The organism is Arthrobacter antioxidans (assembly GCF_023100725.1).
Lineage (GTDB): Bacteria > Actinomycetota > Actinomycetes > Actinomycetales > Micrococcaceae > Arthrobacter_D > Arthrobacter_D antioxidans.
The window spans coordinates 267045-290837 of record NZ_CP095501.1 but is presented as its reverse complement, the minus strand read 5'-3'; the positions used below and the strand labels follow the sequence as shown (position 1 = coordinate 290837).

Here is a 23793-nt window from a genome sequence, read left to right as displayed (position 1 = left end):
GGAAGGACACACTTCCAGTAAAGCACGAGCGTCTTTGCCTGTAACTGCCTTCGGCTTTTGCCTGACCCTCGACAGAAGTGGGTGAGCCATGTCACAGTAGGCGCGTGGACGACGACGTCAGCACCAGCAGGGAACCGGCTCCGATCCTGCACGTCACGGGACTCTCGAAGAGCTTCTTCGGAGTGCCGGTCCTGCAGGACGCGTCACTGACGCTCTTCCCCGGCGAGGTCCACGGACTCGTCGGCGAGAACGGGGCCGGCAAGTCCACCCTGATGAAACTCCTCGCCGGCGTGCACGTCCGCGACGCAGGGACCGTGGAGATCGACGGGCGGCCCGTCACGTTCACCCATCCGCTGCAGGCCCGCCGCGCGGGGCTCTCCACCGTCTTCCAGGAGTTCAACCTGCTGCCCGAGCGCACTGTGGCGCAGAACATCTACCTGGGGCGGGAGCCGAGGAAAGGGCTCCTCGTGGACCGCCGGGCCATGACCAGGGACACCGCGGAACTGCTCGGACAACTCGGCATCACCAGCATCCGGCCCAGCGACGTGATCAGTTCGCTCTCGGTGGCGCAGCAGCAGATCGTCGAGATCGCCAAGGCCGTCAGCTACGACGCCCGGATCATCTCCATGGACGAGCCGACGGCCGCGCTCGCCGGCCCCGAGGTCGACCTGCTCTACGGGATCATCGACCGGCTCCGGAAGCGCGGGACGGCGATCCTCTACGTCTCCCACCGCCTGAAGGAGGTCTTCGACCTCTGCGACACCATCACCGTGCTCAAGGACGGACGCGTCGTGACGTCGTCGCCCGCCGCGGACCTGGACGACGCCGCGCTCGTGCGGGCCATGGTCGGCAGGCCCATCTCCGCGTTCTTCCCCGATCCCCTGCCGGGCACCGCCGTCGGCGACCCCCTGCTGGAGGTCCAGGGCGCCGGCAACGACCAGCTCGACGACGTCCACCTCACGCTGCGGGCCGGCGAGATCGTCGGGGTCGCCGGCCTCCAGGGGTCGGGGCGCTCCGAGCTCGTCCACGCGGTCTTCGGCGCGGCGCCCTTCACCCGCGGGACCGTGGGACTCGGGGGTCGCGACCACCGGCCGGCCTCGCCCCGGGAGGCCATCCGGCACCGCGTCGCCCTGATCACCGAGGACCGCAAGGCCGAGGGCCTCAGCCTGAACCAGTCGATCATCGACAACGCGCTGAGCGTCGTGCGGTCCGTCTATCCGCGCCGCACGGCGGCGGCACGTCGCGAAGCGCCCGGCGTCTTCTCGTCCCTGGAGGTCATCGCACGGGACCTCGACCAGGAGGTGCAGTACCTCTCGGGCGGGAACCAGCAGAAGGTGGTCCTCGCCAAGTGGCTCGCGATCGACCCGCAGGTCGTGCTGCTCGACGAGCCGACCCGCGGCATCGACGTCGGCGCGAAGGTCGCCGTCTACACCCTGATGCGCCGCCTGGCGCGGGAAGGCAAGGCCATCCTCATGGTCTCGAGTGAGCTGCCCGAGGTGCTCGGGATGTCGGACCGGGTGATCGTCATGCGGGACGGCCGCGTCGCCGGAGAGGTGCCGGCGGGCGCCTCCGAGGAGCAGGTCCTCCACCTCGCGACGGGAGCCCGGGGGGTCGACCCGTGAACCGCCTGACCTCCACGCACATCGTCTACCTCGTGGCCCTGCTGACGGTCATCGCGGGCACCATCCTCGTCGGCTCGACGGGCCGCAGCTTCTTCAGTCCCGGCAACATCTCCGACATCCTCACCGGGACGAGCATCCTCGGCTTCATCGCCATCGGGCAGACCCTCGTGATCCTCGTCGGCAGCCTGGACCTCTCCGTGCCGTACGTCATCAGCCTCTCGAGCCTGATCGGGGCCGGCATCATGGCGAACCAGCCGGGGAACATCCTCCCCGCGGTGCTCGCCGCGCTGCTCGTCTCCGGGCTCATCGGCCTCGCCAACGGTGCGGTGGTGGCCGGGCTGAAGGTCCACGGCTTCATCGCCACCCTCGGCATGGGCCTGATCATCAGCGGCTACCTCGGGTCCAACTACCAGGGCAGTTCGGGCCAGGCGCCGCTGGCCTTCCGCCTCGTCGGCGCCACGGGAATCGGGCCGGTCCCGGTCTCGACCCTCATCATGCTCGCGTGCGCCGCCGTCGTCGTACTCATGCTGAACACCACGCGCCTCGGGCACGCGATATACGCCGTGGGCGGCGACGCCTCCGTCGCGAGGATGTCCGGCATCAGGACCGCGACGCCGGTCGTCGCCGCCCACGTGATCTGTTCCATGCTGGCCGGGCTGGCGGGCCTGCTCCTGGCCGCCCGGCTCGGCGTCGGCAGCCCGACCATCGGCTCGCAGGGCGGCTACGACCTGCTGTCGATCGCCGCCGTCGTGCTCGGCGGCACCCTCCTCGCCGGCGGCAAGGGGTCCGTCGTGGGGACCCTCGGCGGCGTCCTGATCTTCGCCATGCTGGACAACATCATGAGCGTGCTGCAGGTCAACCCGTTCCTCAAGGACGTCGTCCGCGGCGTCGTGATCGTGGTGGCGGTCGCCGTCTATGCGCGGCGGACGGTCGTGCCCCGCCAGGCCCGCTTCGGGCGTGGCGGCGTACCGCACGGTGAGGGTCCTCCCCCGGGCGCGGTGTCACGGAACGACGACGGACCGGCCGACGGCACGGGCCGCGGGGCACGGGACGGGGTGTCCGCATGAGCGCGGTCACGGGACGCGCCGTCCTCGAGCAGAACCGGTCCCCGCGGGGAGAGCGCCTGGTCCGGGCGCTCCGCTCGCCGAGCGGGGCGATCTTCGTCCTCGTCGCCGTCCTCCTGGCCGCCGTCCTGGCGGCGAACCCCTCGTTCGGCGAGCCGGGATCTCTGATCCGCTTCATCGGCCGGACGGCCCCCATCGCGATCGCCGCCATCGGCCAGTACTTCGTCATCGTGTCCGGCGAGTTCGACCTGTCCATGGGGTCGGTGGTCACGGCGCAGGTCATCATCGCCGGCAACCTCGTCGGCCAGGACGAGTCCCGCACACTACCGGTCCTGGTCCTCATGGTTGCGTTCGGTGCGTTCGTGGGACTCGTCAACGGCCTCGTGACCACCCTCCTGAAGGTCCCGAGCTTCATCGTGACCCTCGGGATGATGCTCGCCCTGCTCGGCCTCGTCCTGTACTGGACGGGCGGCGCGGCCACGGGGAATCCCGCCGACAGCTTCCGCCAGATCGGCCGCGGCGGCATCCAGGACGTCCCCGTCCTGGGCGTGATCCCCTATCCCGTGATCATCCTCGCGGTCCTCGCGGTAGGCGCCTTCTGGCTCATGCGCAGGCCCTACGGGCGCACCCTGATCGCCGTCGGCGACAACGCGCAGGCCGCCGCCCTGACCGGCGCGCCGGTCTGGTGGGTCCGCACCCGCGCCTTCATGCTGTCTTCGCTCGCGGCCACCGTGGCCGGCGTGATCCTGGTCGGCTACGCGGGAGTGCACCCCTCCGTGGGCCAGGGCTACGAGTTCACCGCCATCACCGCCGTCGTCCTCGGCGGGGTGGTCCTCGGCGGGGGCCGGGGCTGGGTCCTGTCCGCCGCCGCGGGGGCCTTCGCCCTCGAACTGCTCTTCACCCTCCTGAACTTCCTCGGCGTCCAGTCCACGTGGCGTGACACCGTGCAGGGCGTGATCATCATCGTCGCCGTCGCCGCGGCCGCCCAGACCTGGCAGCGCAAGCGACGCGGCTCCACCACGCAGGCCCATGACCAGCACCGTCCGATAGCAGCACCACAGCCCGTACCGGGCACCACTGAGGGAGGAACATGATGCGTGGAAGCATCCTGGGCAAGGTCACGGTGATCGCAGCGACGACGCTGCTCGCCCTGACGGCCTGCACCACCGATTCATCCATCGAGAACCCGCCGGCCTCCGAAGGCGCCGGGGCCGGCGAATCCGCGGCCGCCGAGCCCACCGAGGACAGCACGGAGTGGTTCGACCAGGCCGTGTACGACACACAGGACGAACAGCGCTCGGCCACCTTCGAGGGCGATCCAGCGCAGCCGTACCTGCAGTACATCGACGGCGAGATGACGGACACCTCGGCGTTCGCCGCCGAGGGGCCCCAGAAGGTGTGTTTCTCGAACGCGTCGATCTCGAACCCGTGGCGTCAGACGGGCTGGATCACCATGAACCAGCAGCTCGAGGCGCTCCAGGAGTCCGGCGTCATCTCCGAGATGGAGACGCGTGACGCGCAGGACGACGACAATACGCAGATCGCCGACATCGACTACTTCATCTCCGACGGCGACTGCGACGCCTTCATCATCTCGCCCAACTCGACGGCGGCGATGACGCCCGCCGTCGAGCGCGCCTGTGAGACCGGGAAGCCGGTCGTCGTGTTCGACCGCGGCGTGCAGACCGACTGCGCCGTGACCTTCATCCATCCCATCGGCGGCTTCGCCTGGGGCATCGACACGGCGGAGTTCCTCAGCGAGCGGCTCGGGGAGGGCGACAAGGTGGTCGCCCTGCGGATCCTGCCCGGCGTGGACGTCCTGGAGCAGCGCTGGGCCGCCGCCGAGCGCATCTTCGAGGAGAACGGCATCGAGGCCGTCGACTACTTCACCGGGGCGGACCCCGTGGAGATCAAGTCGATCATCGCCGACGAACTGGCCACGGGCGACGTCCAGGGCGTCTGGATGGACGCGGGCGACGGCGCCGTCGCCGCCATCGAGGCGTTCGAGGACGCCGGGGCCGACCTGCCTGTCATGACGGGCGAGGACGAGATGAGCTTCCTGCGCAAATGGGACGAGACCGGCATCGACGCCCTCGCGCCCGTCTACTCGAACTTCCAGTGGCGGACACCGCTGTTGGCGCTCGAGAAGATCTTCAAGGGCGAGGAGATCCCGGCGGAGTGGGTCCTTCCGCAGTCGCCCATCACCGAGAACGAGCGCGCAGCATTCCTGACGGCCAACGAGGGCATGCCGGACGGCCACTACGCCAAGTTCGGCGGGGAGGACCTGCAGGGGTATCCGGAGGTCTGGCAGGAACGCCAGATCCCCTGACCGCACGAGGCACCCGACAGCAGGAAGGAGGCAGGACCGTGGACACCGCCCACGTCCGCCCGCTCGGCGTCAACACCTGGGTCTGGACGTCCCCGCTGACGGACGCGGACCTGCCTCCCCTCCTGCGGCGGATCGCCGCCATGGGCTTCGACGCCGTCGAGTTGCCCCTCGAGAACGTCGGCGACCTCACCGTGGACGCGGTCCGCGACGTCCTGGCGGAGACGGGACTGCGCCCCTACGTGGTGGGGGCCATGGCGCCAGGACGTGACCTCGTCGGCGCCCCCGACGCCACCATCAGGAGCACCCAGCAGTACCTCGTCGGGTGCGTCGGGTTCGCGGCCGGCATCGGCGCACCCGCGGTGTGCGGGCCCTTCTACGCGCAGACCGGCCGGCTCTGGCGCATGGACGACGCCGAACGCGCCCGGGCCTACGCGGAACTGCGCAGGAACCTCGCCCCCGTGGCGGAGGCGGCCGTCCACGCCGGCGTCGTCCTGGGGATCGAACCGCTCAACCGGTACGAGACCTCCCTCATCAACACGGTGGACCAGGCGATCGACGCGATCGGCCCGCTCCTCGGCCACGGCGTCGGGCTGGCGCTGGACACCTACCACCTCAACATCGAGGAACGGTCCACACCCGACGCCGTCCGGAGGGCCGGCGACAACCTCGTCCACCTGCAGGTGTGCGGCAGCGACCGCGGCGCGCCCGGCGGCGACCAGACCGACTGGCCCGGGCTGTTCCGGGCCCTGGACGACATCCGGTACCAGGGAGCGCTGAACATCGAGAGCTTCACCGCGCACAACGCCAGCATCGCCACGGCCGCAGCCATCTGGCGTCCTCTGGCCGAATCCCAGGACCGGTTGGCGGAGAATGGGCTGACCTTCCTCCGCCACGCGGAACCCTCCCGGCCCCGGGACGCACCACCCCTACAAGGAGAAACCCCATGACCACCACCGTGCCCGAACCCGCCCGGCCCGGCCCCCTCGGCGTCGCCATGATCGGCTACGCCTTCATGGGCAAGGCGCACTCGGCGGCCTGGCGGACGGTCGGCAGCCACTTCGACGTCCCCGACATCGCGCGGCGCGTCGTCGTCGGGCGTGACGCCGAGAAGGCCGCGGACGCCGCGGCACGCTACGGCTGGGACGGATCGGCCACCGACTGGCGCGACGTGATCCACCGCGACGACGTCCACATCGTCGACATCTGCACGCCGGGCTACCTGCACGCCGAGATCGCTATCGAGGCCCTGAAGGCGGGCAAGCACGTCCTCGTGGAGAAGCCACTGGCCAACACGATCGCGGAGGGCGCCGAGATGGTGGCCGCCGCGGCAGCCGCGAGGGCGCGGGGCATCCAGTCCATGGTCGGCTTCAACTACCGGCGCGTACCCGCCCTCGCCCACGCGCGGAACCTCATCGCGGACGGACGCCTGGGCGCCATCCGCCAGTTGCGGGTCGCCTACCTGCAGGACTGGCTCTCGGACCCCGGATCCCCCATGACCTGGCGACTGCGCAGGGAGACCGCCGGGTCCGGCGCCCTCGGCGACATCGCGTCCCACGCCCTCGACCAGGTGCAGTTCCTCACGGGCCAGGAGGTCACCGAGGTCTCCGGCCGGCTGCGGACCTTCGTGGGGCAGCGCCCGGGTCCGGACGGACCGGAGCCGGTGACGGTCGACGACGCCGCCTGGGTCACCGCAGAACTCTCCGGGGGCGCCGTCGCGACCGTCGAGGTCTCCCGCATGGCGACCGGGGTGAAGAACGGGCTGCGCATCGAGGTGTTCGGCGAGCGCGGGTCCCTCCGCTTCGACCTCGAGAACCTCAACGAGCTGTGGTTCATGGAGGCCTCCGGGCCGGTCACGGAGCAGGGCTTCCGCCGCATCCTGGTCGGCGAGCCCGGCCACCCCTACCTCGAGGGATGGTGGCCCCCGGGCCACGTCATCGGGTGGGAGCACACGTTCACGCACCAGCTCCGCGACTTCCTCACCTCGATCCGGACGGGCGAGCCCCCGCAGCCCTCGTTCGAGGCCGGGCTGCAGATCCAGCGCGTCCTCGCCGCCGTCGAGGAGAGCGCGGCGGCCAAGAGCGCCGTCGTCCAGGTCGGTTCAGCCACCCCCGCCCAGCCGTAGACCACCCCGTTCCCGAGGAGACCGCATGACCCGCAATTTCACCCTGTTCACCGGCCAGTGGGCCGATCTCCCCTTCGAGAAGGTCGCCGAGCTCGCCGGCCGGTGGGGCTACGACGGCCTGGAGATCGCCGTCTCCGGGGACCACCTCGACGCCTGGCGGTGGGACGACGACGCCTACATCCAGGACCGGCTCGACATCCTCGAGCGCAACGGGCTGAAGGTCTGGGCCATCTCGAACCACCTCAAGGGCCAGGCCGTCTGCGACGACCCCATCGACTTCCGCCACGAGGCGATCGTCGGGCCGAGGGTCTGGGGCGACGGCGACCCCGAGGGTGTGCGCCGGCGTGCCGCGGAGGAGATGAAGCTGACCGCGCGCCTCGCGAAGAAGCTCGGCGTGGACACCGTCGTCGGCTTCACCGGCTCCTCCGTCTGGCAGTACGTGGCCATGTTCCCGCCCGTGCCCGCGACCATGATCGAGGCCGGGTACCAGGACTTCGCAGACCGCTGGAACCCCATCCTGGACGTCTTCGACGAGTGCGGGGTCCGCTTCGCGCACGAGGTCCACCCCTCGGAGATCGCCTACGACTACTGGTCCACCCAGCGCACCCTCGAGGCCATCGGCCACCGCCCCGCCTTCGGCCTCAACTGGGACCCGAGCCACTTCATGTGGCAGCAGATCGACCCGGTGGCCTTCATCTCGGACTTCAAGGACCGCATCTACCACGTGGACTGCAAGGACACGAAGATGCGCATGGGCGGGGGGCGCAACGGCATCCTCTCCTCCCACCTGCCCTGGGGGGACCCGCGGCGTGGCTGGGACTTCGTCTCGACCGGTCGCGGCGACGTGCCCTGGGAGGACAGCTTCCGGGCACTGACGGCCATCGGCTACACCGGTCCCATCTCCGTGGAATGGGAGGACGCCGGCATGGACCGGCTGCAGGGAGCGCCCGAGGCCCTCGCCTTCCTGAAGCGCTTCGATTTCGCTCCGTCGGAGACATCCTTCGACGCCGCCTTCAGCCAGTAGGGGTCGGCCTCGGATCGGCCGCGCCGGACGGTGCCTCCGGCGCGGCCGATCCGCCGGTGTGATTCCGATCATTTCGTAACCTTGTAGAAATGCGGGCGGAGTAGCCTTGGAGCCATGCATGAACTCCAGGCACGGATCATCGAGGAAATGGGCGTCAAGCCCGTCATCGACCCGGCGGCGGAAGTCCGCAGCAGGGTCGGCTTCCTGAAGGACTACGTCAGGTCCACAGGCACACGCGGGTTCGTCCTCGGCATCAGCGGCGGGCTCGACTCCACCCTGGCGGGCAGGCTCGCCCAGCTCGCCGTCGACGAACTGCGGTCCGAGGGGGCGGATGCCGATTTCATCGCCATGCGCCTGCCCTACAACGTCCAGAAGGACGAGGAGGACGCGCAGGCGGCCCTCGCCTTCATCCAGCCGCGCACCTCGAAGGTGTTCAACGTGGCTCCCGCCGTGGACGGCATCCAGCAGGAGTACTCGGAGACCACCGGTGAGCGCATCTCGGACTTCACCAAGGGCAACACGAAGGCCCGCGCGCGCATGATGGCGCAGTACGCCATCGCCGGGCAGCACAACCTGCTGGTCGTCGGCACGGATCACGGCGCCGAGTCGGTCACGGGCTTCTTCACCAAGTTCGGGGACGGCGGGGCCGACGTCCTGCCCCTGTTCGGGCTCGACAAGCGCCAGAACCGAGCCCTCCTGAAGGAACTCGGGGCACCGGCTGCGCTCTACGACAAGATCCCGACGGCGGACCTGCTGGACGAGCTGCCCGGCCGCGCCGACGAGCACGAACTCGGCCTCACGTACGAGCAGATCGACGACTACCTCGAGGGCCGCGAGGTCGACGACGATGCCGCGAAGGCGATCGAACACCGCTACTGGACCACACGCCACAAGCGCGCGGTACCGGTCACCATCTTCGACTCGTGGTGGCGGGAGTAAACAGCGCCGTTGGTAACGTAGGGGGCGTGAAGATCGCCACTTGGAACGTCAACTCCCTCCGTGCCCGCGCCGACCGCGTCGAAGCCTGGCTGAACAGGTCCGACGTCGACGTCCTGGCCATCCAGGAGACGAAGTGCAAGGACGAGAACTTCCCCTGGGAACTGTTCGAGAACAGCGGCTTCGAGGTGGCGCATTTCGGCCTGAGCCAGTGGAACGGCGTCGCCATCGCCTCCCGTGTGGGCCTCGACGACGTCGAGCGGACCTTCCCCGGCCAGCCCGCCTTCGGCAAGCCGGGAGCGGACGAGGTGCAGGAGGCCCGGGCCATCGCCGCGACGTGTGGCGGGGTGCGGGTCTGGAGCCTGTACGTCCCGAACGGGCGGGCGCTCGACGACCCGCACATGCCGTACAAGATCGACTGGCTGAACACCCTCCGCGGGCATGCGCAGCAGTGGATCGCCGAGGACCCCGACGCGCAGATCGCCCTCATGGGCGACTGGAACATCGCACCGCAGGACGACGACGTCTGGGACATCGACCTGTTCGTCGACGGCGGCTACACCCACGTCAGCCCGGCCGAGCGCGCCGCGTTCCAGGCCTTCCTCGACTCCGGCTTCGCCGACCTCGCGCGCCCCTTCACCCCCGGGCCCGGCCTGTACACCTACTGGGACTACAAGCAGCTCCGCTTCCCGAAGAAGGAGGGCATGCGCATCGACTTCGTCCTCGGCTCCCCCGCCCTGGCCGCCCGCACGACCGACGCCTTCGTGGACCGGGAAGAGCGCAAGGGCAAGGGTGCCTCGGACCACGCCCCCGTCGTCGTGGAACTCAGCGGGCCGTGAGCCGCATGGGCCGCATCCTCCGGCCGTTCCCGTACGTCTCCTACCTCCGCGTCTACGAGCCCCTGGACGCCTTCTCCGACGCACAGCAGCTCGCGATCCTCGAGCAGCGGGCACGCGAACGGGAACTGACCGAGGAGATGGAGCAGGAGCAGTCGCTGCGGCGCATCCTGCGCACCGTCTCCGACCCCTTCCCGCACCACGAGTCCGACCTCGTGCGGGTCACCCACTTCCCCAGCCTGAACGGCACGACGACGCCCTACTACTGCCCCAACCAGCTCGCCGTCCGCACCACGCTCGCCGCCGAATCCCTGGACCAGAGCCTGCGCGGACCCCTGATCGACGTCCTCGTGCCGGAGATCGCCCGTGAGGCGCACCAGGCCCGCCTGGACCCGGACACCTTCGCCGACTCGGTCGCGAAGCTCTACACGCGCTCGGCGACCTGGGGGGTGCCGTTCGCCTGGTTCGCCCTGATCCACGAGGACGACCTCACGGAGGTCGTCGAGGACGACGGGCGGGTCAGCACCGTCCGGATCACGGCGCGGATCGGCGACTGCATCGACCGCGGGCGCCGCTCGATCGCCCAGCTGGCGGTCGGCGCCCCGGAGATGGACCTGCTCGATGAACTCACGGAGATCGTCGAGTGGCTCGAGATCTTCCGGCGGGACGCCGTCGTCGAGGTCGACTACGGGCCGGTCGCCGATCGGGTGTTCCCGGACGACTCCCCGATGGACGTTCGCCTCGGGATCGAGAGCCTGGCCGAGGCCGACATGATGGGAGCCGCCGCCTCCTACCGGCGCCTGGCCTCCCGGTGGATCCCGATCCGCCAGCTCGCCCGCGCCTCCTGACCCCCGCGCGACCGCGCGGCGCCCGACCCCGCGGCACCCGACCCCGCGCGAACACGCGGCAGCGGACCCGCGCGACGACGGCGGGCCCCCTCAGGCCCTGACCGGTCCGGTGGTCTCCCGTTCCACGAGCGTGTGGGGCCGCGGCGGCGGGTAGTCCGCCGGCTCGTTGCGCAGCAGCTCCCCGAGCAGGAGGTCCGCCGCGTAGGCGCCCTGGTCCTCGGGGTCCTGCCGGATGGTCGTCAGGCCCATGGGTTCGGAGAACTCGTGGTCGTCGATGCCGATCACGGACAGCTCGCCCGGGACGGCGACGCCGAGCTCCGCCGCGGCCTTCAGCACGCCGAACGCCATCTCGTCGGAGGAGCAGAACACCGCCGTCGGCCGGTCCGCGGGATCGGCGAGCAGCTCCAGCGCCGATACGCGGGAGGTGGCGAAGCGGAAGTCGCCGAAGGCCGACCAGTCCTCGCGCACCGTCAGCCCGTGGTCCGTCATGGTCTGCTGGAAGGCCTGCTCGCGGAGGCGCGGCACTTCGAAGTCGATGTCGAAGGACCCGCCGCCCCGCATGTGGGCGATCCGCGTGTGGCCGAGCCCGATCAGGTACTCCACCGCGTCACGTACCGCGCGGGCGTCGTCGATCCCGACGTGCCGGACACCCTCGACCGCGCCGCCCACCACGATGTTGGGGTAGTCCAGCTGCTGGACGGCCGTCCGCTCGTCCTCGGTGAGATGCATGCACATGACCAGCAGCGCGTCGATGCGCTTGCGCAGGATGGAGCGGTGGAACACCCGGTCCCGGTTCACGCCCGCGCCGCCGAGGCTGAAGAGGATGAGGTCGTACCCGGCCGCGCGCAGCTGACGGTCCACGCCCTCCAGCACGGCCGAGAAGTACCAGCGGTCGATCACCGGGACGAGTACGCCCATGGCCATGGTGCGGCCCGAGGCGAGGCCGGAGGCGGCCGACGACGGGACATAGCCGAGCCTGTTCGCCGCAGCGGTGACCCGCTCCCGCGTCTCCTCGGCCACGCCCGGCAGCCCGCGCAGCGCGCGGGACACCGTGGCCGTCGAGACCCCGAGGGAAGCCGCGACGTCGTCGATGCTCGTCACCGGTCAGCCCTTCAGGCCACCGGCCAGCAGGCCCCGCACGAAGTACCGCTGCAGCCCGAAGAACACGGCGAGCGGGATGATCATCGAGACGAAGGCCCCGGCGGTCAGTCGCTGCCACTCACCGCCGCGTGACCCCTGGAGCTCGGCCAGACGCTGGGTGATGGGGGCTACGTCGGCTCCGCCGCCCGAGAAGACGAGGGCCACCAGCAGGTCGTTCCACAGCCACAGGAACTGGAAGATGCCGAAGGAGGCCAGGGCGGGCGTGGCGAGCGGGACGATGATGCGCCAGAAGATGGTGCTGTGCCCTGCGCCGTCCACCCGGGCGGCCTCGATCACCTCTCCCGGGATCTCCGCGATGAAGTTGTGGAGGAGGAAGATCGCCAGCGGCAGCCCGAAGATGGTGTGGGCCACCCAGAGCTGCGCGTAGGTGCCGCTGGGCAGCAGCTGGAAGTCGCCGATCGCCAGGACCCGGGTGAAGAGCTGCAGGAGCGGGATCAGCGCCATCTGCAGGGGCACGATCTGCAGGGCGAAGACGAAGATGAAGAGCCCGTCCTTGCCGCGGAAGCGCCCCCAGGCGAACATGTACGCGGCCATGGACCCGAGGACCAGCGTGAAGATGGTCCCGGGGATCACGATCGCCAGCGAGTTGACGAAGTAGGACAGCAGGTTCGGGGACTGGCTGCCACCGGGGCTGAGGACGTCCGCGTAGTTCTCCAGCGTGAACTCGCGGTCCGTGAAGACGTTCCACCAGCCGTTGCCCTTGATGTTGTCCTCGGGCCGGAAGGACGAGATGAACAGGCCGAAGGTCGGGATGGTCCAGATGACGGCGATGACGACGGCGGCCGCCGTCGCGGTGCGTGAGGTCAGGCGTTGCCTGACCCGCTTCTGCATGGTCGGGCGGCCCCCGGTGGAGTCGTCCTTGACGTCCGGCAGGAGGTCCTTGTTCTCGAGGGGGAGGGTGCTCATCGGATTTCCTTCTGCTTGCGGAGGAGCCGGGCGTTGTACACGACCACCGGCAGCACCATCAGGAAGAGGATCAGGGCAAGTGCGGCTCCGCGGCCCGGCTCACCCGCCCGGAAGGCCTGGGTGTACATCTCGTTGGCGACCACGGACGTCTCGTACTGTCCTGCGGTCATGGTCCGCACGATGTCGAAGACCTTCAACGTGCCGATGGTGATGGTGGTGACGACGACGATCAGCGAACCGCGGATGGTGGGGATGGTGATGTTGCGGAACTGCTGCCATGCGCTGGCGCCGTCGAGGCGCGCGGCTTCCACGATCTCGGTCGGGATGCCCTTGATGGCCGCGGACAGGACCACCATGGCGAAGCCGGTCTGGATCCAGATCATGACCGCGATCAGGAACAGGGTGTTCTCGGGTGCATCGAGCAGGAACTGCTTCGGTTCCTGGCCGAACCAGACCAGGATCTGGTTGAAGAGGCCGATCTGGTCCTGCTCGGGGCCCTTGTAGGCGTAGACGAACCGCCAGATGATGCCGGCGCCGACGAAGGAGATCGCCATGGGCATGAAGACGAGCGCCTTCAGCGCCTTCTCCCCGCGCGCCCGGTCGATGAACACCGCGTAGGCCAGGCCGATCGAGGATGCCAGCAGGGGGACCAGGACAACCCAGATGACGGTGTTGCGCAGGGTGACCAGGGCTTCGGGCTGCGTGAACATCCAGACGAAGTTGTCGAGCCCCACGAATTCGCCGTTGCGGCCGGTCAGGGACAGGTACGAGGTCTGCAGCGCGGGGAACACGAGCCCGACGGCGAGCAGGATCAGGGCCGGCGCGAGGAAGCCCGCGATCTGGACCTTCTCACGCCCGCTCTTGGGGGCCCGGTCCACCACCAGCATGATGAGCCCGATGATGGCGGCGAAGACGGCGAGGCCCACCACCACCTGTAAACCTTTGTCTGCAACTTCTTCCACAGCCCAGCCTCCTGGCGTGCTTTCGGAACGTGAATGGGGAGGCGGGCGGGGAGGACCGCAGGACGCGGCCCTCCCCGTTCCACCGGTGGTCGGCGGGCATCCCGGGGGATGCCCGCTGCTACCTGTCTAGGAGGCGGGCCAGCTGTCCTCGACGGTCTGGGTGACTTCCTCGGTCGAGGAGCCGTTGATCCAGTTGACGATGCCGCTCCAGAAGGAGTTGGCGCCGACGGCACCCGGCATCAGGTCGGATCCGTCGAAGCGGAAGACCGTGTTGGGGTCCTGCAGCAACTCGATGGACTGGCGGTCCAGGTCCGACTGCGCGAGCTCGGGATCCAGTCCCTTGTTCGCGCTGATCGCACCACCCTGGGCGACGCGGGCGTTCGCGAACTCGGCGCTCGCCAGGTACGCCTGCAGCGCCTGGACCTCGGGACGGTCCGCGTAGGCACCGATCAGTTCGCCACCGCCCGTGATGGCCGTACCCTGGGCCGCGTCGATCGGCGGGGTCATGAAGGCCCAGACGTCGCCGTCCTCGGCGACGTTGGTGCCCTCGGGCCAGTTCACGGCCTGGAAGGACGCCTGGTGGTGCATCGCGCACTGGCTGTCCAGGACGGGCTGGCCGGCCTCGGCGAACGGCGTGGAGAGGATCGAACGGACGTCACCGAAACCGCCGTTGACGTACTCGTCGTTCTTCAGGATGTCGCCCACGCGATCGAAGGAGTCGACGATCCTGGGATCGTTGAACGGGATCTCGTGCGTGACCCACTGGTCGTACACCTCGGGGCCGTGCTCGCGCAGGACGGCGTCCTCCACCCAGTCGGTACCCGGCCACCCCGTGGCCTCACCGGACTCGAAGCCGGCGCACCAGGGCTTCATCTCGCCCTCGCCGGCGATCGTCTCGGTCAGTTCGGTCATCTCGTCCCAGGTGGTGGGGACCTCCCAGCCCTTCTCCTCGAAGGTGGCGGGAACGTACCAGACGTAACCCTTCACGTTGGCGAGCATCGGGGCCGCATAGAAGGTGCCGTCGACGGTGCCGTAGTTCTTCCAGTCCTCCGACCACCCCTCGTCGACGAGATCGGAGACCTCCTGGGGTGCCGGCTTGAGGTACCCGGCCTGTGCCTGGGCTGCGAGCAGTCCGGGCTGCGGGAAGATCGCGAGGTCCGGCGCCGTGCCGCCCTGGGCCCGCACACCGATCTGCGTCTCGAACTCCTTGGAGCCCTCGTAGGCCACCTCGACGCCGGTGCACTCGGAGAAGTCCGCCCAGGACTCCTCGAGCCGCTCGGCCTCGATGTCGACGATGGTCGAGTAGACGCTGACCTCGGCGTCCTCGAAGGTCCCGTAGGACTCGTAGGCGGCGCAGTCCGCGTCACCCGATCCTCCCGCGCTGTCCGAACCTTCCGAACCACAGCCGGCGAGTGCGAGGAGGGAAACACTGAGTGCTGCAACGGGCAGCACGAATTTCCGTGAGCGAATATTCGCCATTGAAACAGACTCCTTTGTCTGGCGGTACGTCTACGTACGGGCTGCGGCTGGACACGCCAGGACCCCGAGGAAGTTCCGCCTCACTGATTGGTATCGCAACAGTAAGCGCTTACATGATGCGTCACAAGCATGATCGGCACCGGAGCGCTTTCGATACCGAAATGTGACCGGCCTCACGCCTCAGGCGACGCGGTCGGCCCGTGAGAATCGGACCCGCGCACCGGATCTGATGCTGATCAGGACCGGGGTGCGGTAGCCGGTGACCCGGTCCAGGGCCTCGACGAGGCGGGAGATGTCAGCGGCCACCGCGTAGGCGGGGACGCCCTTGCGGGGGAACACCCGGACGTGCAGTCCCGGGACGCCCCGGACCACCCAGGTGCTGACGGAGGTGGCGGCGAGATCGGGCCGTTCCAGGAGCGCGGCCTTGAGCGCCTGTTCGGCGGCGGCCGCCGTGATCGTCACCGTCCCCGGGGTCCCGGCGCCCCGGCCGACCTCGGGTCCGCGGGCGTCCTCCGTGGACGCGAAGGTGCCGGTGCGTCCCCTCCCCTGCGCGGCGATCCAGAGGACGAGCAGCACGATCAGCAGCAGCAGGACCGCCGCCAGTGCCAGCCACAGCCAGGTGTCCTCCTGGCCGTCGAGCGTGGTGCGCGTCCGGGCGCCGTCGACGGCCTCGCCGACGCGCGGCGCCGAGGAGCGCCACCAGGAAGCGACGGCGGGCACGGTCAGGAGCGCGAGGCCGGCGGCCCCGGCCGCGAACGCGAGGAGCCCGACGACGGCGAGCACCATGCGGTTGAGTCCCCGCGGTGTCGTGTTCACTGCCCGATCACCCCCGAATCCGCGACGACGACGGCGATCCGCGGTTCGGGGTCGACACTCGAGAGCCGGAGGTCGTCCGCGACCGCCGCACGGACGGCGTCCGCGTCGACCGGGATCCCGGACGTCGGCCGGACCTGCACCCTGACCGCCGTGCGGCCCACCGTGACGAGGACCTGCTCCGGCCCCACCCCCGCGGCGATCCGCGCCCTGCGGGCGAGTGACGACGCCACGACCTCGGCGTCGACGACGACGGCCGCGCGCCCGTCGGGGATGGCGTAGCGGGCGCGCCTGCCCGGCAACACGGCGAGCAGGACCAGCAGCGAGCCGACGACGAGCAGCAGGACGGAGCCCGCTCCGAGCAGGGACGCGGGCACGCCGTCGGGCAGGGCACCCAGCCACGCCGCCGCAGCGTGCAGGTCGACCAGGAACGGCTCGTCCCCCACGGCCTGCAGGACGGCCTCGAACAGCAGGACGAGGCAGCCGACGATCAGCAGTGCCGCGGTCACCACCGACGCCACGGCGCGGGAGGAGTGCAGCTCCCGGCGCACGAGGCGCGCGGTGCTCGACGGCGTCGACCGGTCGGGTGGGTCGACACTCACAGCACCCTCGCCCCCCTGGTGACGGTGCTGCCGATGATGCGGATGTCGACGCGGCTCAGCCGCGTCCCCGTGAGCTCCTGGACCCGCTCGAGGATCGGGGAGCGTGCAGCGTCCGCGCGCGCCCACAGCGGGCCACCGAACGTCCCGACGACGTCGGGCTCCCGCACCACGCGGGCCAGCGGCGGGACGGGCAGGGGCAGGGCGAGCAGGAGCGCGAGGAGGCCCCGGTCATCCGAGAAGGACGCACGGACCTGGGCGGGCGGAACTCCGAGCACGTCGCCGGCGACCGCCCGCGCGGTACTGGTGAGTGCCTGCGTGGTGATGCGGTTGTGGCCGGCGAGGAACACTCCGGGCGGGCGCCCGGGAACCGCCGTCGCCGGGTGGATGTGCTTCGGGAGGCGCGCCGGGACGGACTCGGCGGTCACGACGACGAGCGGCGGCCGGACAGGGCGTCGACGACCCCGCGCAGATCGAGCTTGCCCTCGATGATGCGCCCGACGACGGCTCCGCAGAGCACGAGGACGAACGTGAGGAGGAAGCCCCAGAAGCCGAAGACGAGCGCCGCGAAGGCGAGCACGGCTCCGGTGGCCATGCCGACGAGGGTGGGTTTCATGGATGCCTCACTCGACCGGCGGCTGGATCTGGGTGGAACCCGTGGTGTGGACGCGCTCCATGGTCCTCGGTTCGGCCGGAGGCGGCAGGTGCACGTCGAGGATCTCGACATTCACCTCGATGACCTCGAGGCCGACGAGCTCGGTCAGGGCCTCGTACACGGCTGCGCGCACGGCGTCGGCCAGCGCGTTCAGTGCGAACCCGTAGGAGGCGACGAGGCTGATGTCGACGGCGAGCTGCGTCTGGCCGACCTCCACCTTGACGCCGTGGGAGAGGTCGTTGGCTCCGACGGCGTCGCGGATGGCACCCAGGGCGCGTCCGCTGCCGGGGCCCAGCGCGTGGACGCCCGGGACCGTCCGGGCCGCGATGGCGGCGATCTTCACCGCCGCGGCGTCGCCGATCACGGTCCTCCCGGTCGCCGCATTCCGGGGTACGGGCAGCTGCCGGCCCGTGGGTTGGTCGATCATCGCAGGAACGCCCCTTTCGCTTGAGCCCCAGCCTAAGCCACGGCCCGCCCCGACCGCCGGATCAGGACTCCGTACAGTGCCGCCCGAGCCAGTCCTGGACCGGGACCATGGCGTGCCGGAACGCCTCCTCGTCGAAGGTGCCCGACCCCTCGGGCGGTGCTTCGACGGAGAGCGCGAGCGTGGTGAAGTCATCGTGCAGGTCTTCGGGCACCTTGTCACGCAGGTCGAGGATCTGCTGCTCGAGGGCCCGCAGCTCGTCGGGGTCCGAGCCGGAGAGCAGGGTCAGCGGCGCGAGCATGGCGGTGGTCATGCCGCCGGCGACGATGACGCAGTGGGCGGAGGCCTCGGGGGCCGTCGTCGCCCTCTGCGCATCGGCCACGCCGCCGGGCGGTGCGGCGGCGCTGGGCTGCGGGGACGGGCTGGCCGGCATCGTCAGCATGGTCTCGGTGGGCACCGGATCACCCTGACCGCATCCGGTCAGGCCCAGCACGAGGAGGCACAGCACGGCAGCGGAAGGCAGGAGTCTCACTGGTGCCCTTTCGTCTCGATGCGATGCCGGAGGTCCAACGCGCGGTGACCCCGGAACTATCCCACGTGGTTCCCCCAGGCAATCTGGCCGGGGGAGGACGTCCACGCACCACAGGCGCTGACACGACCGGCGTGACCCCGCCGCCATGCTACGGGCGGAACCCCGGCGTTGGCTGGGAGGAAGAGGACATACGAGAAAACCCCGCGTTCCGTGGGGAACTGCGGGGTTTCAGCGGTGGCTCCGACCGGCGTCGATCCGGTGACCTTTCGATTTTCAGTCGAACGCTCTACCAACTGAGCTACAGAGCCTTGCAACCATCTTGCGGATGATCACCGTATCCAGCCCGGCCGGCTTCCCCGAAGGGATCCGGCCGCCTGAGCGACCCTGACGGGACTTGAACCCGCGACCTCCGCCGTGACAGGGCGGCGCGCTAACCAACTGCGCTACAGGGCCTTGCAATTTCCACTACTGACTTCACTTGCTGTTTTTGCAAGAGTTCCAGCCTACCAGCACTTTTCGCTCCGGTTGACCGCCCGTGAGGGCGCCTCGTGCGTACCCCCAACGGGATTCGAACCCGTGTCGCCGCCGTGAAAGGGCGGTGTCCTAGGCCACTAGACGATGGGGGCCAGAACCACAGTTCGGGCTCCTGCGACCTTCCGGAGGACGAGCATTTCCGGCGGATCATTCCCTGTCGTGGACCTATAGAACTATAGATGCACATCGCCGTTTACACAAAATCACCGTCCGCGGGCGGAGTCGATACGATCGGGACGTGCCGTTCGAGATCTCGCGTGAGGAATTCGAGGACGCCGTCGACGACGCGATCGACCGCATCCCCGACGACCTCGCGCGCGCCATGGACAACGTGGCGATCTTCGTGATGGAGGAGTACGAGCCGCACCCCGGCGAGCCCGCGGACACCGAACTGCTGGGCCTGTACGAGGGCACGCCCCTGACCGAACGGGACTCCTGGTGGGACGCCGGGTCCCTGCCCGACCGCATCAGCATCTTCCGCGGACCCCTCATGCGCCTGTGCGACTCCCGGGAGGAGCTCGTCGAGGAGATCGTGGTGACCGTGGTCCACGAGATCGCTCATCATTTCGGGATCGACGACGACCGGCTCCACCAGCTCGGGTGGGGCTGACGCGCCGGGCAGCGGGCGGGCCGGGAAGGTCCGTCAGCCGGCCCGGGGCACCATGGGACCGAACGAGCTGCGGTCCTCGAGCCGCGGGTCCGCCCGGTCGGGGACGACCAGCACCGGTCCGCGGGCGTGGTGCAGGACGCCCTGGCTCGTGGATCCGAGGAGCATGCCGGCGAAGCCCCCGCGCCCGCGCGTGCCCACCACGAGCAGTTCCGACGTGGCCGACGCCTCGATGAGCACCTCGGCGGGCGGCCCGTCCACGAGGTCCACCGTGATCTCGACGTCGGGGTAGTGGCTCTGGAGCCAGTCGCGGCCGGCGGCCAGCTGGACGGCGAGGTCGGCGTGCAACGCCTTCCGGTCCACCGGCGCAGGAACCCAGGCCAGTGAGCCGTTGAACGGGGCCACGGAGCAGATGACGCGCAGGGGCAATCCCCTGGACCGGGCTTCCTCGGCGGCGGCGAGCGAGGCCGTGCGGGCCTGCTCCGACCCGTCGACGCCGACCACCACCACGGGCTCCACGGTGGCGGCGGGGACGTCCCTGTCCTTTCCCTGCCTCCTGCCGAGCTCCGGGTGGCCGAGACGGGCGCCGGTGCAGACGGGGATGACCACCGTCGGGCACTTGGCATGGGCAGGCAGGGCGCTGCTCACGGAGCCGAGCAGCCGGCCGACGAACCCGCCCCGGCCGCGCGATCCCACCACCATCAGCTCGGCCTCCTCCGAGAGATCGAGGAGCACGCCGGCGGCGTCGCCCGTCTCGATCCGCGGATGCACCTCCAGCGCCATGCCCTCCAGCCGGGACATGGCCTCGTCCAGGACGGCCCGCGCGCCCTCCCGGATGACCTCGTCGTCCACGGTGGCGTAGCCGGCGTCCATGCTCGACGCCGCGAAGACCGGCACGGTGTAGGCGGTCACCACGTAGAGCGGTGCGCTGCGCCGCCCGGCCTCGCGCGCCGCCCACAGCAGCGCGCAGGTGCTCTGGTCGGAACCATCCACACCGACCACGATCCCGTGCTGCACCAGCCCCTCCGACAGGCCCTCTGTGTTCTCGCTGCTCACGGCAGGCCTCCCTCGGTCGCACCTCTGACCGCCGAAAGCGGCCGGTCCACCATTTGTAGCGCACCCCGGGAGGATCGGTCTATCCACGGTCCCAAATGTTATATAGGCTGCAATGACCCGTCGCGGGGCCCTGCCTTGCAGGTCGGATACCCCGCACGCAGTGCTCCTGGTCGGACCGTTCGCGCCCAGGGGTCCGCACGGTCCGGAAGAGGCGCCGGGCCGTGCGGAATTCAAACTTCGTGTGGAGGTAGCCCGGTGGATTCCTTGCCGCTTGACCCGGTCCGCTCCGCATCTGCGCCTGCCACGGCGGAGCAGACGAGCACCGTGGTCATCGGTTCCGGGCTGTCAGGCCTCGCCGTCGCCAGCGAACTCAGCCGTCGGGGCATCGACGCGATCGTCGTCGAGAGTCTCGAGTGCTTCGACTCCGGCCCCCTGCGTACCGTCATGACGGACTCCGTCTCGCTCTCGGAGCGCACCGAACTGATGCGGCTCCTGCGCGGCTACGCGACCGCCCACCACATCGACGTCCGCCAGACCACCGTGGCCGAGCAGCTCTGCATCATCGGCCACCCCCAACTCATCAAGACCCCGGTGGGCCGCAAGAAGTGGGCGGTCCAGACGGCGGACGGGGTCCTCCTCGCCGACCACGTGGTCCTCACGAAGTTCCCCCAGAACGAGCTGCGCAGGTTCCTGCGCTCGATGGACATCGCGATCGGCCGCGACTTCAAGGACACCCTGCGCGCGATCGGCCTGTACCTCGTGGGAGTCGGCGAGCTGCTGACGCCCTCCACGCGGGAGATCATCCGCCAGGCGAAGCTGGTCAGCGACGCCATCGTGGAGCAGGGCCCGTCCGCGCTGAACCGCATCGCGCCGCCGCGTGCGGCGATCTCCCCGCTGTAGGCCCGACCTTCCCGCTGCAGGCCCGACGACGGTGGGGCGCGTGCCTGTCGGCACCTACGTGTCGGAGCCGAGCCGCTTCCGCGCCGTGACCGCGAGCACGACGGCGACGGCCACGAGCGCCGCGATCATCAGGATGATGCTCCAGGGGACGTCGCTCGCGCCGGCCTGCTGGGCCTCGTCCGTCGGATCGTCCTGCGTGTCCAGGGGACCGGCCGTCGTCGCGGCGTCCGGCACCGTGGTCCCGCCCTCCTGCGTGGTGAAGGCGAAGGACCCCTCGATGGGATGGGAGTCCGAGCTGACCACGCGCCAGTTGACGGTGTACTCGCCCGCGGGAGCACCCGGGCGCAGCGGCTGGGTGGCCGAGCGGTCGACGATCTCGGTGGGGCCGTCCGCCCAGTCGGTCCCGGATCCGTCCAGCACCTGGATCTGCGCTCCGATCCCGGACGGGACGCTGGAGAAGCTGAGTTCGAGGCTCGGCGGCAGCACGTCCACCGTGGCACCCTCGGCGGGGCTGCTGCCGGTCAGTTCGTCATGCGCACCCGCGGCCCCGCCGGCGCCCAGGAGCACGACGAGCGCGAGCAGGACGGCAGGGACGAACGCCGCGAGGGCCGGACCGGCCCGACGGCGGACGGGCGCCGAGGACCGGGAGGACGGGAGGAGGATGGCAGCCATGGCTCCACCCTACGTGCCGTCCCTGACGGGGCGCTGGGACACCGGCCTCCCCGTCGGCGTCCGTCACGAAGGGGGCCCGGACGTGCCACCGGGATAGAATTTCCCCGACCCGCCCCTTCCCCCTAGGACCTCCCATGCTCAAAACCGGTTCCGTGCTGGATCGCTACTTCCACATCACCCAGCGGGGGTCGTCCGTCTCCCGTGAGATCCGGGGCGGACTCGCCACCTTCTTCGCCATGAGCTACATCGTGGTGCTCAACCCGCTCATCCTCGCTGGCGCCGATTCCACGGGCGCCGAACTCGGGTTCGAGCGCGTCGCCGCGGTGACCGCGCTCGTGGCCGGCATCCTGACCATCGTCATGGGCGCCTGGGCCAAGTACCCCTTCGCCCTCGCCACCGGACTCGGCGTCAACGCGTTCGTGGCCATCACCGTCGCGACGAACCCCGGCCTGACCTGGCCGGACATCATGGGACTCGTCATGCTCGCGGGCCTCACCATGCTCGTGCTGGTCCTGACCGGGTTCCGCACGGCGGTGTTCAACGCCGTCCCCGAGAGCCTGAAGACCGCGATCGTGGTGGGCATCGGCCTGTTCATCGCGCTGATCGGCCTGGTCAACGCGGGCTTCGTGCGCCGCATCCCCGACGTCGCCAACACCACCGTGCCCGTGGGCCTCGGCTTCGGCGGCGTCCTCATCGGGTGGCCCACCCTGGTGTTCGTCTTCGGCCTGATCCTGACGATCGCCCTGGTGGTCCGCAGGGTGCGCGGGGCGATCCTCATCGGCGTCCTCGCGGCGACGGTGCTCGCCGTCGTCCTCGAAGCCGTCTTCGACGTCGGCGCGAGCTTCACCCCGGGCGAGGAGCCGAACCCCGCCGGCTGGTCGCTCGTGGTCCCCGAGATCCCGTCCGGCTCGTGGATCGGCATTCCCGACCTCAGCCTCATCGGCAACGTGAGCCTCTTCGGCGCCTTCGGGCACCTCGGCGGGACCGCCGCGGCGCTGCTGACCTTCACCATCCTCCTGAGCATCTTCTTCGACGCCATGGGCACCATGGTGGGCCTCGCGAACGAGGCGAAGCTCGTCGACGCCAAGGGGAACATCCCCGGCGTGAACCGCGTCCTCGTGATCGACGCCCTCGGGGCCGTGGCCGGCGGCGCCGGGTCCGTCTCCTCCAACCAGATCTACGTGGAATCCGGGGCCGGCATCGGAGAGGGAGCCCGGACGGGCCTCGCCAACGTCGTGACCGGCGTGCTGTTCCTCCTGGCCATGTTCTTCACCCCGCTCATCAGCCTGGTGCCGTTCGAGGCCGTGGCTCCGGCCCTCGTGGTGGTGGGCTTCATGATGGTGGCACAGGTGGGGCGCATCGACTTCGACGACTGGGGCATCGCCATCCCGGCGTTCCTCACCTTCACCCTGATGCCGTTCACCTACTCGATCGCGAACGGCCTCGGCGCGGGGTTCATCGCCTTCGTGCTGATCCGCGCCATCCAGGGCCGGGGCCGCGAGGTGCACCCGCTGATGTGGGCCGTGGCTGCGGCGTTCGTGGTGTTCTTCGGCATCGGGCCGATCGAGGAGCTCCTCGGCGTCTGACCGATCGGGTCCGTGACGTGGTCGGGGACCCCCACTGAACACACCCGCTCGATGGGCATGACCGGGCAGTCCCACCGGACAGTCCCCACCGGGCGGGCGCTACCACCGGGCGCGGGCGCTACCACC

Annotated in this window: 25 protein-coding genes and 3 tRNA genes; 13 read left to right on the top strand and 15 right to left on the bottom strand. The window is 70.0% G+C overall.

Going from position 1 to position 23793, the window contains the following annotated elements:
• The first annotated feature begins 104 nt into the window (after positions 1-104).
• From MWM45_RS01480 to MWM45_RS01435, 10 genes are all read left to right on the top strand, one after another.
• Complete coding sequence (locus tag MWM45_RS01480; RefSeq protein WP_247827824.1) at positions 105-1622, top strand: sugar ABC transporter ATP-binding protein; 1518 nt, start codon at positions 105-107, stop codon at positions 1620-1622.
• The gene (locus MWM45_RS01475; RefSeq protein ID WP_247827823.1) at positions 1619-2689 is read left to right on the top strand and encodes an ABC transporter permease; all 1071 of its coding nucleotides are present in this window, start codon (positions 1619-1621) and stop codon (positions 2687-2689) included. The genes MWM45_RS01480 and MWM45_RS01475 overlap by 4 nt, the downstream gene beginning before the upstream one ends.
• The gene (locus tag MWM45_RS01470) at positions 2686-3780 is read left to right on the top strand and encodes an ABC transporter permease (RefSeq protein WP_247827822.1); all 1095 of its coding nucleotides are present in this window, start codon (positions 2686-2688) and stop codon (positions 3778-3780) included. Before MWM45_RS01475 ends, MWM45_RS01470 begins: the two co-directional genes overlap by 4 nt.
• Positions 3780-5015, top strand: coding sequence for a substrate-binding domain-containing protein (locus MWM45_RS01465; protein WP_247829296.1), 1236 nt, complete (start codon positions 3780-3782; stop codon positions 5013-5015). The genes MWM45_RS01470 and MWM45_RS01465 overlap by 1 nt, the downstream gene beginning before the upstream one ends.
• A gap of 38 nt (positions 5016-5053) precedes the next feature.
• Positions 5054-5962 (top strand): sugar phosphate isomerase/epimerase family protein, encoded by a 909-nt coding sequence (locus tag MWM45_RS01460; protein WP_247827821.1) that lies wholly within the window; start codon positions 5054-5056, stop codon positions 5960-5962.
• On the top strand, positions 5959-7137 hold the full coding sequence (locus MWM45_RS01455; protein ID WP_247827820.1) for a Gfo/Idh/MocA family protein: 1179 nt from the start codon (positions 5959-5961) through the stop codon (positions 7135-7137). Before MWM45_RS01460 ends, MWM45_RS01455 begins: the two co-directional genes overlap by 4 nt.
• Positions 7138-7162: 25 nt before the next feature.
• Positions 7163-8161, top strand: coding sequence for a sugar phosphate isomerase/epimerase family protein (locus MWM45_RS01450; protein WP_043443081.1), 999 nt, complete (start codon positions 7163-7165; stop codon positions 8159-8161).
• A gap of 114 nt (positions 8162-8275) precedes the next feature.
• Entirely contained in the window at positions 8276-9100 is an 825-nt protein-coding gene (nadE, locus tag MWM45_RS01445) for an ammonia-dependent NAD(+) synthetase (RefSeq protein ID WP_247827819.1), read from the top strand.
• 26 nt (positions 9101-9126) lie between these two features.
• Positions 9127-9936 (top strand): exodeoxyribonuclease III, encoded by an 810-nt coding sequence (locus MWM45_RS01440; RefSeq protein ID WP_247827818.1) that lies wholly within the window; start codon positions 9127-9129, stop codon positions 9934-9936.
• Between the two features lie 5 nt (positions 9937-9941).
• Positions 9942-10781, top strand: coding sequence for a DUF8083 family protein (locus MWM45_RS01435; RefSeq protein WP_247829295.1), 840 nt, complete (start codon positions 9942-9944; stop codon positions 10779-10781).
• A gap of 90 nt (positions 10782-10871) precedes the next feature.
• Here the strand turns inward: MWM45_RS01435 and MWM45_RS01430 are convergent, their stop codons facing one another.
• The 13 genes from MWM45_RS01430 to MWM45_RS01370 form a co-directional block, all read right to left on the bottom strand.
• On the bottom strand, positions 10872-11882 hold the full coding sequence (locus MWM45_RS01430; RefSeq protein ID WP_247827817.1) for a LacI family DNA-binding transcriptional regulator: 1011 nt from the start codon (positions 11880-11882) through the stop codon (positions 10872-10874).
• A gap of 3 nt (positions 11883-11885) precedes the next feature.
• On the bottom strand, positions 11886-12848 hold the full coding sequence (locus MWM45_RS01425) for a carbohydrate ABC transporter permease (protein WP_247827816.1): 963 nt from the start codon (positions 12846-12848) through the stop codon (positions 11886-11888).
• A complete protein-coding gene (locus tag MWM45_RS01420; protein ID WP_418909781.1) occupies positions 12845-13735 on the bottom strand; it encodes a carbohydrate ABC transporter permease in 891 nt (296 codons plus the stop codon). The genes MWM45_RS01425 and MWM45_RS01420 overlap by 4 nt, the downstream gene beginning before the upstream one ends.
• 201 nt (positions 13736-13936) lie before the next feature.
• Complete coding sequence (locus MWM45_RS01415; protein WP_247827814.1) at positions 13937-15289, bottom strand: ABC transporter substrate-binding protein; 1353 nt, start codon at positions 15287-15289, stop codon at positions 13937-13939.
• Positions 15290-15469: 180 nt separating this feature from the next.
• Positions 15470-16105, bottom strand: coding sequence for a hypothetical protein (locus MWM45_RS01410; protein ID WP_247827813.1), 636 nt, complete (start codon positions 16103-16105; stop codon positions 15470-15472).
• Positions 16102-16704: a DUF6286 domain-containing protein gene (locus MWM45_RS01405; RefSeq protein ID WP_247827812.1), complete on the bottom strand. Its 603-nt coding sequence runs from the start codon at positions 16702-16704 to the stop codon at positions 16102-16104. The genes MWM45_RS01410 and MWM45_RS01405 overlap by 4 nt, the downstream gene beginning before the upstream one ends.
• A complete protein-coding gene (locus MWM45_RS01400; protein ID WP_418909780.1) occupies positions 16701-17090 on the bottom strand; it encodes a hypothetical protein in 390 nt (129 codons plus the stop codon). Before MWM45_RS01400 ends, MWM45_RS01405 begins: the two co-directional genes overlap by 4 nt.
• A gap of 35 nt (positions 17091-17125) precedes the next feature.
• Positions 17126-17317: a DUF2273 domain-containing protein gene (locus tag MWM45_RS01395; RefSeq protein ID WP_043443064.1), complete on the bottom strand. Its 192-nt coding sequence runs from the start codon at positions 17315-17317 to the stop codon at positions 17126-17128.
• A gap of 7 nt (positions 17318-17324) precedes the next feature.
• Entirely contained in the window at positions 17325-17783 is a 459-nt protein-coding gene (locus MWM45_RS01390) for an Asp23/Gls24 family envelope stress response protein (protein ID WP_247827811.1), read from the bottom strand.
• A gap of 61 nt (positions 17784-17844) precedes the next feature.
• Complete coding sequence (locus MWM45_RS01385) at positions 17845-18312, bottom strand: hypothetical protein (protein ID WP_247827810.1); 468 nt, start codon at positions 18310-18312, stop codon at positions 17845-17847.
• A 235-nt stretch (positions 18313-18547) separates the two neighbouring features.
• Positions 18548-18620: transfer RNA gene (locus tag MWM45_RS01380), tRNA-Phe, on the bottom strand.
• Between the two features lie 71 nt (positions 18621-18691).
• A tRNA-Asp gene (locus MWM45_RS01375) sits at positions 18692-18765 on the bottom strand.
• A gap of 100 nt (positions 18766-18865) precedes the next feature.
• Positions 18866-18938: transfer RNA gene (locus MWM45_RS01370), tRNA-Glu, on the bottom strand.
• Positions 18939-19084: 146 nt separating this feature from the next.
• On the opposite strand from MWM45_RS01370, the gene MWM45_RS01365 reads away from it, so the two are divergent.
• Positions 19085-19456 (top strand): metallopeptidase family protein, encoded by a 372-nt coding sequence (locus MWM45_RS01365; RefSeq protein WP_331375167.1) that lies wholly within the window; start codon positions 19085-19087, stop codon positions 19454-19456.
• A gap of 33 nt (positions 19457-19489) precedes the next feature.
• On the opposite strand, the gene MWM45_RS01360 is transcribed toward MWM45_RS01365, so the two are convergent.
• On the bottom strand, positions 19490-20509 hold the full coding sequence (locus MWM45_RS01360) for a universal stress protein (protein ID WP_247827809.1): 1020 nt from the start codon (positions 20507-20509) through the stop codon (positions 19490-19492).
• 255 nt (positions 20510-20764) lie between these two features.
• On the opposite strand from MWM45_RS01360, the gene MWM45_RS01355 reads away from it, so the two are divergent.
• Entirely contained in the window at positions 20765-21409 is a 645-nt protein-coding gene (locus tag MWM45_RS01355) for an FAD-dependent monooxygenase (protein WP_247827808.1), read from the top strand.
• Positions 21410-21463: 54 nt separating this feature from the next.
• Here MWM45_RS01355 and MWM45_RS01350 read toward each other — a convergent pair whose 3' ends face one another.
• Entirely contained in the window at positions 21464-22081 is a 618-nt protein-coding gene (locus MWM45_RS01350; protein WP_247827807.1) for a copper resistance CopC family protein, read from the bottom strand.
• Between the two features lie 134 nt (positions 22082-22215).
• Here MWM45_RS01350 and MWM45_RS01345 point away from each other — a divergent pair, with 134 nt between their 5' ends.
• Positions 22216-23667 carry an NCS2 family permease gene (locus MWM45_RS01345; protein WP_247827806.1) on the top strand — a complete coding sequence of 484 codons (1452 nt, stop codon included), beginning with the start codon at positions 22216-22218 and terminating at the stop codon, positions 23665-23667.
• Positions 23668-23793: the final 126 nt, after the last annotated feature.

Bases quoted from the DNA above. Each gene is read 5' to 3' on its own strand.
- MWM45_RS01470 (WP_247827822.1), top strand. From the start codon at position 2,686: ATGAGCGCGGTCACGGGACGCGCCGTCCTCGAGCAGAACCGGTCCCCG.
- MWM45_RS01465 (WP_247829296.1), top strand. From the start codon at position 3,780: ATGCGTGGAAGCATCCTGGGCAAGGTCACGGTGATCGCAGCGACGACG.
- MWM45_RS01455 (WP_247827820.1), top strand. From the start codon at position 5,959: ATGACCACCACCGTGCCCGAACCCGCCCGGCCCGGCCCCCTCGGCGTC.
- MWM45_RS01450 (WP_043443081.1), top strand. From the start codon at position 7,163: ATGACCCGCAATTTCACCCTGTTCACCGGCCAGTGGGCCGATCTCCCC.
- nadE (WP_247827819.1), top strand. From the start codon at position 8,276: ATGCATGAACTCCAGGCACGGATCATCGAGGAAATGGGCGTCAAGCCC.
- MWM45_RS01435 (WP_247829295.1), top strand. From the start codon at position 9,942: ATGGGCCGCATCCTCCGGCCGTTCCCGTACGTCTCCTACCTCCGCGTC.
- MWM45_RS01425 (WP_247827816.1), bottom strand. From the start codon at position 12,848: ATGAGCACCCTCCCCCTCGAGAACAAGGACCTCCTGCCGGACGTCAAG.
- MWM45_RS01420 (WP_418909781.1), bottom strand. From the start codon at position 13,735: ATGCTGGTGGTGGACCGGGCCCCCAAGAGCGGGCGTGAGAAGGTCCAG.
- MWM45_RS01415 (WP_247827814.1), bottom strand. From the start codon at position 15,289: ATGGCGAATATTCGCTCACGGAAATTCGTGCTGCCCGTTGCAGCACTC.
- MWM45_RS01395 (WP_043443064.1), bottom strand. From the start codon at position 17,317: ATGAAACCCACCCTCGTCGGCATGGCCACCGGAGCCGTGCTCGCCTTC.
- MWM45_RS01390 (WP_247827811.1), bottom strand. From the start codon at position 17,783: ATGATCGACCAACCCACGGGCCGGCAGCTGCCCGTACCCCGGAATGCG.
- MWM45_RS01350 (WP_247827807.1), bottom strand. From the start codon at position 22,081: ATGGCTGCCATCCTCCTCCCGTCCTCCCGGTCCTCGGCGCCCGTCCGC.
- MWM45_RS01345 (WP_247827806.1), top strand. From the start codon at position 22,216: ATGCTCAAAACCGGTTCCGTGCTGGATCGCTACTTCCACATCACCCAG.